Source organism: Reichenbachiella agariperforans, from assembly GCF_900142205.1.
In the GTDB taxonomy this organism is placed as follows: Bacteria; Bacteroidota; Bacteroidia; order Cytophagales; family Cyclobacteriaceae; genus Reichenbachiella; species Reichenbachiella agariperforans.
The window spans coordinates 491,754-505,375 of record NZ_FRAA01000003.1; the positions used below are offsets into that span (position 1 = coordinate 491,754).

General features: G+C 43.0%; 9 protein-coding genes. 2 read left to right on the forward strand and 7 right to left on the reverse strand.

Translation table 11 applies throughout. The annotated features are described in order from the left end of the window. Positions 1-4: 4 nt before the first annotated feature. From BUB99_RS11225 to BUB99_RS11240, 4 genes are all read right to left on the reverse strand, one after another. Entirely contained in the window at positions 5-715 is a 711-nt protein-coding gene (locus tag BUB99_RS11225; protein WP_073122499.1) for a tRNA1(Val) (adenine(37)-N6)-methyltransferase, read from the reverse strand. A gap of 13 nt (positions 716-728) precedes the next feature. Further along, positions 729-1,190 (reverse strand): ribonuclease HI, encoded by a 462-nt coding sequence (gene rnhA / locus BUB99_RS11230; RefSeq protein WP_073122501.1) that lies wholly within the window; start codon positions 1,188-1,190, stop codon positions 729-731. Positions 1,191-1,281: 91 nt separating this feature from the next. Continuing rightward, complete coding sequence (locus BUB99_RS11235; RefSeq protein WP_073122503.1) at positions 1,282-1,854, reverse strand: MarC family protein; 573 nt, start codon at positions 1,852-1,854, stop codon at positions 1,282-1,284. Between the two features lie 22 nt (positions 1,855-1,876). Next, a complete protein-coding gene (locus tag BUB99_RS11240) occupies positions 1,877-2,296 on the reverse strand; it encodes a type II 3-dehydroquinate dehydratase (RefSeq protein WP_073122505.1) in 420 nt (139 codons plus the stop codon). Positions 2,297-2,386: 90 nt separating this feature from the next. Between BUB99_RS11240 and xerD the strand changes: the two genes are divergently transcribed. Together xerD and BUB99_RS11250 are read left to right on the forward strand one after the other, a co-directional pair. Further along, on the forward strand, positions 2,387-3,286 hold the full coding sequence (xerD, locus tag BUB99_RS11245) for a site-specific tyrosine recombinase XerD (RefSeq protein WP_073122507.1): 900 nt from the start codon (positions 2,387-2,389) through the stop codon (positions 3,284-3,286). Positions 3,287-3,390: 104 nt separating this feature from the next. After that, the gene (locus BUB99_RS11250) at positions 3,391-8,559 is read left to right on the forward strand and encodes a T9SS type A sorting domain-containing protein (protein ID WP_073122509.1); all 5,169 of its coding nucleotides are present in this window, start codon (positions 3,391-3,393) and stop codon (positions 8,557-8,559) included. 146 nt (positions 8,560-8,705) lie between these two features. On the opposite strand, the gene BUB99_RS11255 is transcribed toward BUB99_RS11250, so the two are convergent. The 3 genes from BUB99_RS11255 to BUB99_RS11270 form a co-directional block, all read right to left on the reverse strand. Continuing rightward, complete coding sequence (locus BUB99_RS11255) at positions 8,706-11,132, reverse strand: OmpA family protein (protein ID WP_073122511.1); 2,427 nt, start codon at positions 11,130-11,132, stop codon at positions 8,706-8,708. A gap of 10 nt (positions 11,133-11,142) precedes the next feature. After that, positions 11,143-12,069, reverse strand: a complete 927-nt coding sequence (locus BUB99_RS11260; RefSeq protein ID WP_073122513.1) for a PorP/SprF family type IX secretion system membrane protein — start codon at positions 12,067-12,069, stop codon at positions 11,143-11,145. A gap of 221 nt (positions 12,070-12,290) precedes the next feature. After that, on the reverse strand, positions 12,291-13,622 hold a 1,332-nt coding region (locus tag BUB99_RS11270; protein ID WP_170863783.1), incomplete at its 5' end, for an Ig-like domain-containing protein.

Here is a 13,622-nt window from a genome sequence, read left to right on the forward strand (position 1 = left end):
AGCATCAATACTTCAAATAGTAATCCTTGAGTAAGTCGATGAACTCAGTGGTGTGTTCCTGCCCGGATCTAATATAGAGCTCTCGGGGTGAAACAATAATCTCCTGCCGAGAAATGCATACAATGACACGAAACACCTCTTTGTTAGGTTGGTTTCGGATGATCAAAGCGGGGTAACTATATAATCCCACAGCCCTCAGTTCTTTCTGAAACTCTTTCGCTTCTTTCTCTGGGTATAACACGTATCCCTCACCATCCTCCGATAGCAAACTCGCTAGACATTGCACAAACTTCACTTTGCTAAACTGCCCTGTATCGTGCTTCGCCAGATTGTTTCTGCGCTCGGGAGATTTTAGACTAGAGGTAAAAAATGGAGGATTAGACACGATCAAATCATAAGACACTGTAGCCACAGCAGCATAAGTAAAGACATCCTCTTGAAACAGACTTAACCTGTCATCCCATGGAGAAGCTGCAAAATTCTCTGCCGTCTGGCGTGCAGCATCTGTATCTATCTCTACCGCATCTATCTGCCCACCCAATCGCTGCGCCAACATCAGCGAAACCAGTCCTGTACCAGCTCCGATATCTAAGATGTGTTTAGCCGAATGCTTCGACACCCATGCTCCCAGAATACACGCCTCCGTGCTGACCTTCATCGCACAGTGCTCTTGATGAACAGTAAATTGTTTGAACTGAAAATAGGTATTCGCCACTGGCTGTTTCTAACTAAAAATCATTGATACCTGACTCAAATGCAACATCCGCTGGTAAATTGGACCCCATTGCAGCATCCACTGCTAGCGTATCACAGCGCTCATTTTCAGGATTACCCGCATGGCCTTTGACCCATTTGAACTTGACCTTGTTGCGCTTATAGACTGGAATAAAACGCTCCCATAGGTCTCGGTTCTTTTTGTCCTTAAAGTTCTTTTTGACCCAGCCCCAGAGCCAGCCCTTTTCGACCGCATCGACGACATATTTAGAGTCAGAGTAGATGAGTACATCTGCATTAATCACCTTGAGTGCTTCAAGCCCTTTGATTACAGCGAGCAGCTCCATCCGGTTATTTGTCGTCTTGCGAAAACCCTCAGAGAGTTCTTTGCGGTGTCCTTTGGCGAGGAGTACGGTACCGTACCCTCCCGGTCCTGGATTGCCTCGTGAAGAGCCGTCTGTATAAATGATAATCATGGAGGTGCGTTCAAAGTTTGAAAGTTCAAAGTAAAAAGTTTTCAGGCAGTCCTACTACTATTCGGTTTATACTTTTCGTTTTCAGCCCTAACTACCACATGACCAAAGCATTCTTGAATAGCTTGATGGCTATCGCGAGTAGAATAATGCCAAACACCTTTCTAAGGATATTAAAACCAGCCTGTCCTATCTTTTTCTCTAGCCAGCCTGAGGACTTGAGTACGATATAGATGAACAGCAAGTTGAGGATAATACCCACTAGGATGTTCCACAGTTCGAACTCCGCTCGCAGGGAGATCAAGGCAGTCATCGTACCTGGGCCAGCGATCAACGGAAAAGCCAGCGGGACGATAGAACTACTGTTGCTCTCATCGGTATCGGGTTTGAACAACTGTATCCCTAGGGTCATTTCCATCCCTATAAAAAACATAATTAAGGCTCCTGTAATGGCGAAAGACCCCACGTCTATCCCAAACAATCCAAGAATTTTAGATCCCAAAAACAAAAACACCACCATGATCACTCCCGCCACGATAGTAGCTTTGGCACTCTGGATGTGCCCAGATTTTTTGCGTAGATCGATGATAATCGGCACGCTCCCCAAAATATCTATGATGGAGAAAAGGATGAGAGATACCGAGATAATTTCTTTAAAATTAAGCATAGGGGTAATGTTGTAAGGGTTATCATTTTTGTATCAAGTAGTCCACCGCGCTGTTGTATCCCGGCAAACCATGACCTATGAAGTGCGCCACACAGACAGGTGTCAAATAACTGTGATGCCTGAATGCTTCTCTCTCCATGATGTTGGAGATATGTACCTCTACAACTCGAGTAGTCACACCTGACACAGCATCCGCCAAAGCAACTGAAGTATGTGTGTACCCTCCAGCGTTGAACACGATCCCGTCATAAGAGAATCCTACTTCGTGGATTTTGTCAATCAAAGCCCCTTCGTGATTACTCTGAAAATAAACCAAATCAACCGCAGGAAAAGCCGTTTTCATCTCCTCAAAATATTCCTCAAAAGTCTTCGTGCCATATATCTCTGGTTCACGCTTGCCCAACAAGTTCAGGTTCGGTCCATTCAAAATAAGTATTTTCATATCTGGGTTATCTATTATTTAGAAGTCTTTCAAAATTAGTTTACTGGCTATAATTATCGGTATTAATTTATAGAGATTAATTTCGCGACCATGTCCTGGACTTCTCATATCAAGCAATTCAAAGCCTACCTACAGCTGGAGCGTTCGCTCTCGCCTAACTCCATAGAGGCCTATATTCAGGATGTGAAAAAATTGGAGCAGTTTCTCTCACTGCGTGATCCCGACAAAGACCCACTATCCGTCACAGATACGGATATCCGCGACCTACTGGAGTACATCATGGAGCTGGAAATGTCCGCCTACTCTCAGGCTAGAATAGTCTCGGGGATCAAAGCTTTCTTCAAATACCTCCTGTATGAAGGAGACATGGATCACGATCCCTCAGAACTCATCGAAGCGCCCAAGTTGGGCCGAAAACTCCCCGACACTCTAAACTTAGAAGAAATAGAGCAGCTGCTAGCAGCCATAGACCTTTCTAAACCTGAAGGTCAGCGCAACCGCGCCATGCTGGAGACACTGTATAGCTCTGGCCTACGTGTCTCAGAACTGATCAACCTCAAACTCAATTCCATTTTGGAAGAAATCAACTTTTTCAGAGTGGTAGGCAAAGGCAACAAAGAGCGACTCGTCCCAGTCGGGCGAGAGGCCATGAAGCATATTAAGCTTTATATAGACCACTACAGGTGTCACTTGGATATCAAACCGGGACATGAAAGCTACATCTTTCTCAACCGACGTGGGGCCCAGTTGACCCGCGTGATGATTTTTACAATCATCAAAAACCTAGCGACGACTATCGGGATGACCAAAAAGATCAGCCCGCATACCTTTCGCCACTCTTTTGCAACCCACCTAATCGAAGGTGGGGCTGACCTACGTGCAGTGCAAGAGATGCTCGGTCACGAGTCCATCACCACTACCGAAATCTACACCCATCTAGATCGTGACTATCTCAAACAAGTCATGCTAGATCACCATCCCCGTAGCTAGTACACGCAATAGGTTGATTTACTTATCGTTAATAGGAGAAAACACTATGAAAACATCCCAATTTTTCATAACTTCCTTCTAAGAAACCAATTTAAATCAACCTTATGATCCTAAAACCTAAACTTCTCTGCATACTTCTCTTTACGTTTCTTACCCATGTCTCCTTTGCTCAAAGCAACCGATATGTAGACGGCACAGGGTCTGATACTGCAAATGACTGTTCCGACCCAAACGCTCCTTGTGCTACTATCAACCACGCTGTAAGCCAATCGAGCACCAACGACATCATTAACCTCTCAGAAGGGATATTTGCTGCTGCAGACATCAGCACCAGAGTCACTCTTAGTGGTATGGGTAGTGGTACCATCGTCCAAACTTTAGACCTCTCTGCCGCAACCAGCGGCACTGACCTTTTGACAATCGAAAATTTAGTAATTTCAGGAGGAAGTTCTCCCGGAATTGATCTCCAGACCTCTTATGTCAATATTGAAAACATTACTGCTAACGGATACAGCAGGAATGTACAGATCCAAAACACATCCAGTGTTAGCAACATCACCATCAACAACTGTAATCTCAACAACGCTACCAATACAGCGCTACTCGTCAACATAAACGAGACAGGTTCTGCTGTAGATGGTCTGACGGTACTCAACACTACTATGGACGATAGTCGGTTTGGGTTCTATTCACAGATGGGGACGAATACGAATGTGGGAAATTACTTAACCAATGTCCTTTTCAGGAACTGTAGCTTTAGCAACAATACTGACAAAGGGATTTATTGTGAAAACCTAGATCATGCGACATTCGAAAATATCTCTATCATCAACAGTGGCACTAGATCCGACAATGCTTACAACAACGGAATAGATATCAATCTAAAATGGCAAGCCTATTCGGATATCACTATTCGAAACTCACGTATCATGGACTGTGGAGCTATTGGCCCAAATGACATAGATACTGCACCCGAAAATCGACGTACTACGGCAGTGACCATCAAAGCACGTACTGATGCAGGCTCATACAGTGGCTCTCCCGCTTCACTGAACAATGTCACCTTAGATGGTGTAATCATCGATGGACTAGTAGGCGACCTGCGGTTTGGTGAGATGGGAAAAACAGACAACACTGGCATAGACATGTCAAGTGTATCTATCTCTCACTGCTCTTTTGCTAATGATGATGTGTACGCATTGGTTAATGAAGAAAACACCAATACGCTCACCCTAACCCATAACTACTGGGGAGAATCAGCAGTCAGTATCAGCAATTACGGTTCAGGGGCAGCCACCTCTCAGTCCGATGCACTTACTCATGAAATCGTAGATGATGCAGACAATAGCTACTCCAATTTGGCTGCAGCCATACTGAACGCATCCTCCTCTGCTACCATCCAAAACCTACCTGCTGGCACCATCAGCGGAACAACTATTCTCGACAAAGAACTAACACTCGTAGCGCCAGGCGCTGGTCTACTCGATGACACTTACCGCACTACATTCGAAAACCTAACCCTCAGTGGGGAGAACTTAACCCTTGGAGGGGATATCAACATCTCAGGGGTACTCAGTATGGATGCATCTGATGGAGTAGATATAGATGACTACAACATTATCATCTCGGGTAGTATATCTAGCACGGGTCGCATAGATGGCAGCACTACAGGTGGTCTCTACCTATGGGGAACTGGAGACATTGGCAGCTTGACTACCACGGGTACATTCGAACGGGTAGTACTGAATCGTAACGGAACCACAACGCTATCTACCCCGATGAATACCAACTATCTACTGTTAGAAAAAGGACTAGTGGATGCAACTGGTTCTAGTCTTATCTTCAAGGGAAACACAGCTCTCCCCGGCAACACAAATGCATACGTCATTGGAGAGTTTATTCATCAGGTATTAGGAGCACATACTGGAAACAAACTATTTTTTCCTATCGGGGAAACAGATTATCACCCCATGACAATCGAAGGGATCGACCAAACAAACGATGTATTGTATAACGCAGATTTCATAGAAGCTGACCCGTCAAATCTTAGTACACTATTTGCTCTGACTGGGCTTTTAGACCGTATGATCAGTGAAAATTATTGGACGGTCACTCCTTCTACCCCTGGAAACATCACACAAGTCGATCGCGTCCTACTCTCCTACAACAGCACAGACCAAGTCTCAGACCCCAATAACCTGCAAGTCGCCCAGCTACAGACAATAGCCGCGGTTAACTACTGGATTAACCTTGGTGGACTATTGGGCTACTCGGGATTCCCATTACTCAACCCGATACAGACCTATTTAGGTTCATTCACTTATGGTGCAATGGCAGGAGGCACTAACTTCACAGAGTTGCTCACCATCTATGTCGATGCAACGTTTGGCTTGGATACCAATTTAGGCACACTGGCTTCTCCTAAAAAGACCCTCGCATCTGCATACGCTCTTAGCCAAGTCGGTGGTGGATCAACTCTCAATATAGCTGCAGGCACCTATGATGAATCTATCGAAATACACAATGATATAACCCTAACTGGAACAGGAGATCCTAATGCAACGGCTATCTCTTTGTATGCAGACATTACAGTGACTGGCTTCACAGCAGATGAAGTGACCGTCGGTGATGGCGGCAGCATTCAAGATGGTTTGGACTTAGTCTCCTCCGGAGGAACAGTCACTGTGGAAGAAGGTACCTACAACGAATCCTTAATAATCTCCAAACCCACCACACTAAATGGTGCCAATACTGGTATCCCTGCCAATGACCCTCGAAATCCAGAATCTATCATCGAACCAGCAAGCAACGCGGTGGCGATTACAGTGGCCGCTACAGATGTAACCATAGATGGCTTTCAAATCGGCACGAACAGTACCACCTCTAACGCAACTACTGGTATTGCCAATGATTCTTACGCTGATTTTTCAGTCCTAAATAATATCATCTATGCCAATAGTGCTGGAGTCAATTTAGCCAATGTATCCAGCGGAATTGTGGACATCTCGTACAATGATATAGAAATGTTAGATTTTGAAGACCAAACCAATCTCACCAATCCCAGCTATGGTTTGTTTCTCTATGGGCTAAATGGAACTGTGGACGCTGAAGCGACTAACAATGATATTATCGGAGCATCCTATGGTATTTGGGTTTACAACGCTTACAACACTGCCGACAATCTACTTCTGAGCAATAGTACCATGACAGGATGCACCAAAGGAATAGAAATCAGCAATACAGATCTTACTAATTTCGAACCTAGCGAAGTACAAATTGAACACATCACGATGAGTGCCTTCTCTGGGGTGTCAGAAAGTGACGGACTGGTACAGCCCGATACACAGGCTGGAATATACCTGTTTGCCAAAGGGGATGCCAGTGCTGATATCACCGATGATCTTGTTGTAAACATAGACTCAGTAGATATATCAGGGGTTAGCAATGGAGCAGGACTGAGTAGCAGCGGTGATTTTTCCGCTATTTATCTTGCTGATTTTCAACAAACAGGGCCTTTTGATGGTTCTGATGATGATGAAATAGGCATCACAGCAACACTCTCCAATAGCAACCTCCATGACAACTTCAACCGTGCCGTGTATGTAAGAGGAAACAATGCAGACTTGATGATATCCCGAACAGATTTCACCAACAATGGTTCTGATCCATATGGTACAGGTGGAAACAATGGATACAACATACAGGTTCGATCCTATGCCTCATGCCAAGTAAGTGAATCGAACCTAATCAATCCAGCTACACAGGCTGGAGCTTTTGGATTTGAAGGATTAGGGAAACAAGATGCAAATTGTGACCTGACCGTTTCGAACTCTTACTTTGATCAAAATGGGAATGGTAACCTAGCCATTAGCTCTGGTATAGACTTGTCTACCAACTATTTCAACTCTATAGATGAAACAGAAATAGAAGGCTGGGTAGGTAGCAACAATGATTTCACCCCCTATCTAGCAGATGGCACTGATACGGAGACTGACACAGATGGATTCCAACCCGACGATAGTCACTATTACATTACTCTTTTGGGAGTACAAACAGGGGGCTCACTGCGCAAGCAAGAAGCGCACGATGTAGCAATCGACGGTGGCCAACTCACATTAAATAGTGGTTCCTACACAGGGACACACACAATCACCAAAGACCTCACCGTCAACATCGGTAGTGCCACTACAATAGGAGGCATAATTATGAATGGCACTGGCAAAACACTCACGTTGGCAGGAGATGTCCTAATAAACGACGGAGTAACTCTAACCGATGGCATTGTACATCAGTCATCTGGCACAATGACGTTTGGCAACAGTGCCAATGACATTAGCGAAACGGATGACAGTCACATTTTAGGCCGTATCTCTACATTGCCACGAGCTGTAGGTACAGGTAGTATCACAATGTTTTGCACCACTATAGACGCAGGTACTGACGACCTAGGCAACGTCACCATCGCACGAACCACTGGCACTGACGGCATCATAGATACCTATGGCAATACTTCCATTTCCTGTTACTGGGAAATAGACACGGACAATCAACCTGCCAGTGGACGAAATGTCTCTTTCTGCTGGATACCAAACCATGACAACAGCAAGGACCTCACCCAAATCAGTCTCTTCAAAGATGGAGGGGCCGGTTGGGGCAAATTTTCTGGGCCTTATGATGTAAGCGTCATGGACCCTAGAATCATTAGTTCTACTACTACATCATTTTCGGATTGGACTGCCGCTCAAGAAGACGAACCATTACCTGTAGAACTAACCGATTTCAGTGCCTATGCTGAAGTTGATCATGTCCAATTGAGTTGGGAAACGGCATCCGAAATCAACTCCGATTATTTCTCGATAGAACGGAGCACAGACGGTACAAACTTTCAATCGATAGGTAAGGTATCCTCTCATCATCAGTCTAACGAAATCAATCGTTATCATTTAAAAGACTATCCCCTCTCTGCTGCCACCTACTACTATCGTCTCAAAGCAGTAGACTATGACGGCTCGTTCGAGTACTCGAAAACAATATCTATTGACTACCTCTCTGGTAGTATAATCTCAGTCAGCCCTAATCCTACCACTGGACTGTTGACTATAGAGACTACTCAAAAAATTAATCGAATAGAGGTATACACCCTCTCTGGAAACAAAAAACATAAAGCGGTCAATCAAAATTACATCAACCTACAATCATTGGCATCAGGAATCTATCTCGTCAAAGTCAACACGGATACTCAGTCTGAAGTAATTAAAGTGATCAAGAATTAACGCTTCTGAGTCAGGCTTAAAAAGCCACAGACACCGATAATCTTATCGGTGTCTGTGGCTTTCGGTCATAAAAAAACAGAGCCGTGGATATACTAACACCACGGCTCTTCTACCAAATTTAACTACCTATATTCTTATCGTCCTATTTACAAACTATTCCTTTTTGGTTCTTTATCCTGCTGAGTCAATGATTGCCTATGCGTCTTTGCCAATGTTTCTCTTTCTTCTATTGACAACCTAACAGTTTTATAGTTTGGAGATATCCATAGTATATCTAATTCTTCCTCAATTACTTCTTCTGGCAAAAATCCTGTAACCTTGAATTCAGCACGTCTGTTCTTTTGATGTTGTTCTTTGGTACACTTCACCCCATTGCCACACTCATTGAGTAATCGAGATTCCCCATAGCCTCTACCTACCAGCCGTTCGGCAGGGATGCCATGATTGATTACGTAATCAGCCGAAGATTTAGCTCTCTTATCAGACAAATCCAAGTTGTATCTATCTCCACCACGACTATCCGTATGTGTACTCAACTCAACTATGATAGACGGGTTATCCATTAGTTTTTGAGTGAACTTATCTAACTCCTTCGCAGCATCTTCACGAATATCCCACTTCGCTACATCAAAATGTATTTCATTCAGTTCGATCGGCCTTCCTATCACTATTTCCATCAATGATCCATCGTTGATGATTTCACCAGACTTGTCTGCACCAGTTGTCAGCGAATTAGCATAAGAGAGGTACCTGTATTTTTCCATTAGAAAGGAATACTTCGTGTTAGGCTCTGCTAGAAAAGAATAAGCACCATCATCCTCTGTTATCATCCCGAATACCGCTCCTGTTTTTTCATTTTTCACAATTACTTTCACAGATTCAAGCTCTTGCCCATTTTGCTCGCGATATGCCACTCCTTTGATCACCAATAATTCTTTGGTGATTCTTAGTTCTAATATCTCTCCTTTTGATAAATCAGACGGCGTAAACTGCAAACGGTCATTCGAATATTGATCCTTGGTACTAGTAACTGTATAGGAACTATTCCATTCGTAGGGGAAACTAAATGTACCGTCTATCCCAGTAACCATTCGACCAAGCGTATCTCCTGCGTCAGTCTGCGCGACTACTTCTGCCCCTTCTAGCGGCAAACCAGTGATTAGATCTACCACTTTCCCTGACTGTGCTCTTCTTCTCGTATAATGAAACTTATAAATATCATCCAGTCCCTTTCCTCCAGGACGGTTGGACGAAAAATATCCTGTTTGATCCGTTCCATCGGCTTTGATGACTAACCCAAAATCATCGCTTACCGTATTCATTGGATACCCCATATTTTCGACTTTAGTACTCATCCGATTCAAGTCAACCCGAAAAATATCCAAGCCTCCTAATCCTATATGTCCATTCGATGCAAAGTAAAAAAGGCCCTCCTCGTCAATGTAAGGAAACATTTCATCGCCTTCAGTATTGATGCTATCACCCATATTAACAGGCTCCCCCCATTCACCTTCGGTTAGTGTAGATACATACAAATCCGTACCTCCGTATCCACCTTCTCTATCCGAAGCAAAATAAAGCTTCTGTCCATCAACGCTCACCGTAGGGTGACCTGAAGACACATTGGCATCATTGAACGAAAGAGGCTCAGGAGTAGTCCACTTTCCATTCTCCATCAGTTCTGAATAGAAAAGCTTGAGTTTTACAGCTCCAGTGTTACTTTCGGACACTTGTGAACTTTGTATATGCACCTTGCTTTTATTCACTCGAAGTTCCCCTTTTTCGTAACTATTTCTGGTAAAGATTATTTTTTTGCCCTGATCATAAAATGCCACAGGTCCTTCATGATAACTCGTCTTTAATCTCTTATCAAATTCCGTCACTTCATTGTTCGCATCTACTTCGAACAGGTTTAAAAAATAAGAATGATCCCACTTGTATTTAGGTTTTAAGAATTGAGTGACTCGAGCAGTTTCTCTTGACGAAACAATCATCAACCCATTCTTATAAAAAGTCGGACTAAAATCATATCCAGCAGTATTGAAAGTAGCATTCGATATTTCAAATAACACTGAATCTCCATAAAAGCTCAACTGCTTATCGAGTCCTTCCAGACGAGCTTTTATTCGGCTATCCTTAGGATTTTCAGTCTCAAATTTTTCAAACCAGACTTTGGCCTCTTCATATCTCTCTTGATGAATGAGTGCCTCAGCGTATTGAATGTAATGTTTGTCCTCTGAAACTAGCCCTTCCTGATCGATCACATTCTTGTACCAATATTCGGCGCTATCTAATTCTTGAATATGAAAGAAACCATCTGCAATAGCCACCTTCAATGTATCATCCGAAGGCATTTTCTTCAAGGCTTTTTTATACACTTCTATACCTTTGGCATAAGCAAAATTATCATAACAGGAAGCTGCACGTTCTTTTGTGCGTTCATATGACTTTTGCTTCAAAGGTCCTATTCCAGTTTTCTCAATACCGTACACCGTTTTGGCAGTCGTTTCAAACAGAGCCACAGAAAGGATGAGAAGAATTAGTATTACAATTATCTTTTTTATTTTGCTCATGATAGGTGGTTTAAAAATATCGAGGGGTTACAATTTTATCACGTTTCACGTTGAACACGTAGTTGATCATGATCTCATGCGAACCGCTATTCACTCTACTCAGGTCCGTAGTAGTAAGGAAGTCATATGAGTATCCTAACTGAAACTGTGGCGTCACTTGTATCTGAAATAAAGCATCAAAGCTATCTAGCGACCGATAAGATATACCAAGCCAAATTAACTCTTTGATAAGAAAATTGGCATTTATATCTATTTCGAACGGTGCTCCTTGTACCCACTTAAAGAGCAGATTAGGCTTCAATTTTAAATCACGACTAAGTTCAAAAACATAACCAGCACTGACGAAATAGTGCCTGATTAACTTAGCATCTGGATCAGTGGAATTCTCCCCAACTGAATTCAATGAATAGTTAATCAATTGAGGGACAGAAAAACCCAAGTAAAATTTATCCGAGTGCCACATCAACCCTGCACCTGCATTAGGCGATATATCACTAATATTTTGACTCGCAAGATTTGGATCGTTGTATACATTTTCCGAATAATCCACTTTATACTGATTGAAACTGGCCTGAAGTCCAAATGACAGTTTGGTTCTATTGGAGAAACTGATTCTATACGCTGTACTAAAATAAGCGCCAAACTGATCTGTCAGTCCTATTTCATCATGAATCACTACTGCTCCCAAAGCAATGGGACGATACTTGACAGGGCTATGAATAGAAAACGTCTGTGTCCTAGGTGCCCCATCAAATCCAGCCCACTGGTGACGAGCAAGGAAACTAGTACTAATACCATTATGAATACCTGCATAAGCCGGATTGATCGCAAGCTGATTAAACATGTATTGTGTAAACATGACCTGTTGTTGAGCCCTTAGTCCCTGAGAAACCGACAAGAGCCCCATGACAATTATTATGATCTTTATGTTTTTCATCTTCAGGTTATTTTCTTCAAGTATTAAATCCTACATGGATTTTTTCTATGCTCAATATTATTGGATTCATACCTCGCATATGAGACGACTCGTTGAAGCACAGACTTTTCTCGGTGAACTATCTGTATTTGACCAAATGAATATGACCACAAAAAAAGCCCTGCTCTCGCATCGCATTAAACGACTTGATAAGCAGGGCTTTACATCTATTATTTAGTTTCTTATTCCACTCTTACAAATCCTTTGAGTAACTTTTCACCAGTCCCCAAATCGACAATGTAGAAATATGTTCCTACTGGTAAACTTCCGCTAGTACCAAGTATACCAGAGCCATCAGCTAAACCAAAGAAGGCATTGTCGTTGTTATCATAACCTTTGGTTTCCCATACTTTATTTCCCCATCGGTTGAACACTTGCACTGAATTATTCGGGAAGTCTTCGATATTTTCAATTTGCAGACTGTTATATGGTGCAGGACTAGAAGACGAGATTACATTGTTGAGCACCTTGGCTGGAAACTCACATTGATCCGCATCTAGATAATTGGGAACACCATCTTCATCACAATCATCATTCGTAAAATCTCCATCCTCATTCGTGTCTTCATCGATCGAGAGCAATCCGTCTCCATCATCATCTTCATCCAAATAATCAGGAACACCGTCACTATCGGTATCGTCATTGTCAGGATTTCCATCACCATTAATATCTTCATCCAAATCGACAATACCATCTCCATCTGTGTCCATCTCATCAAATGGATTATTAGGCTGTGCAGCACATGCAGGGGTCGCTGGAGGGTAACTTACACTCAATGTATTTTCAGGATTCACTGAGATTCTAACACTCATGTTATTTCTCAAACCATCTTCTACTTGTATCCACGTACCATCCACAAAATCCCATCCTGGCCAATTAACCCCATTTCCATTGGCATCAACTTCTGCCCCTGGCCATAGTAGTATACCACTCAAAGGTTGGTTACTTTGGGTTTGAACTACGTTACCATTCACATCTATCCATTCTACCAATGCCACCAAACCTGTTGGATCAAACCCTATTGCAGTCACTTCATAGTCTACATACGGTACATCGTTGATACACAACTCTTCCATAGAAATATCAAGTGACCTGTCTTCTTCTACAGTAACTGTAACTGTTGCTATGGCTGTTCCTCCTCGACCGTCAGACACTTCATAAGTAACCACAATCTCTCCGATGAAGTCAGCCGGGGGAGTTACAGTAAGGGTACCATCAGTGTTGATGACTACAGTTCCTGTCTCCGAAGATGCACTCGAAACAGTAAGTAGATCTGCATCAGGGTCAGAATCATTAGCCAGTACATCCACTGTCACTGCTACATCTTCAGGTGTGGAAATATTATCGTCAACTGCTATTGGATTTTCATTAGAGCCAATCATTATCACTAACTCGTCGGTGCTCGCATCTGTTGCTGTGTTACCTGCTCCGTCTGTCACAGTTGCTACTACTGGGTAAGTGTTACCGTCTGTGAATGTTCCCAAAGTACCACTCGCTGGCGTAGCGGTCTCTGT

What these genes read in the sequence shown, in the direction of transcription:
- rnhA (WP_073122501.1), bottom strand. Translation starts at nt 1,190, where the DNA reads ATGATTATCATTTATACAGACGGCTCTTCACGAGGCAATCCAGGACCG.
- BUB99_RS11235 (WP_073122503.1), bottom strand. Translation starts at nt 1,854, where the DNA reads ATGCTTAATTTTAAAGAAATTATCTCGGTATCTCTCATCCTTTTCTCC.
- BUB99_RS11240 (WP_073122505.1), bottom strand. Translation starts at nt 2,296, where the DNA reads ATGAAAATACTTATTTTGAATGGACCGAACCTGAACTTGTTGGGCAAG.
- xerD (WP_073122507.1), top strand. Translation starts at nt 2,387, where the DNA reads ATGTCCTGGACTTCTCATATCAAGCAATTCAAAGCCTACCTACAGCTG.
- BUB99_RS11250 (WP_073122509.1), top strand. Translation starts at nt 3,391, where the DNA reads ATGATCCTAAAACCTAAACTTCTCTGCATACTTCTCTTTACGTTTCTT.
- BUB99_RS11255 (WP_073122511.1), bottom strand. Translation starts at nt 11,132, where the DNA reads ATGAGCAAAATAAAAAAGATAATTGTAATACTAATTCTTCTCATCCTT.
- BUB99_RS11260 (WP_073122513.1), bottom strand. Translation starts at nt 12,069, where the DNA reads ATGAAAAACATAAAGATCATAATAATTGTCATGGGGCTCTTGTCGGTT.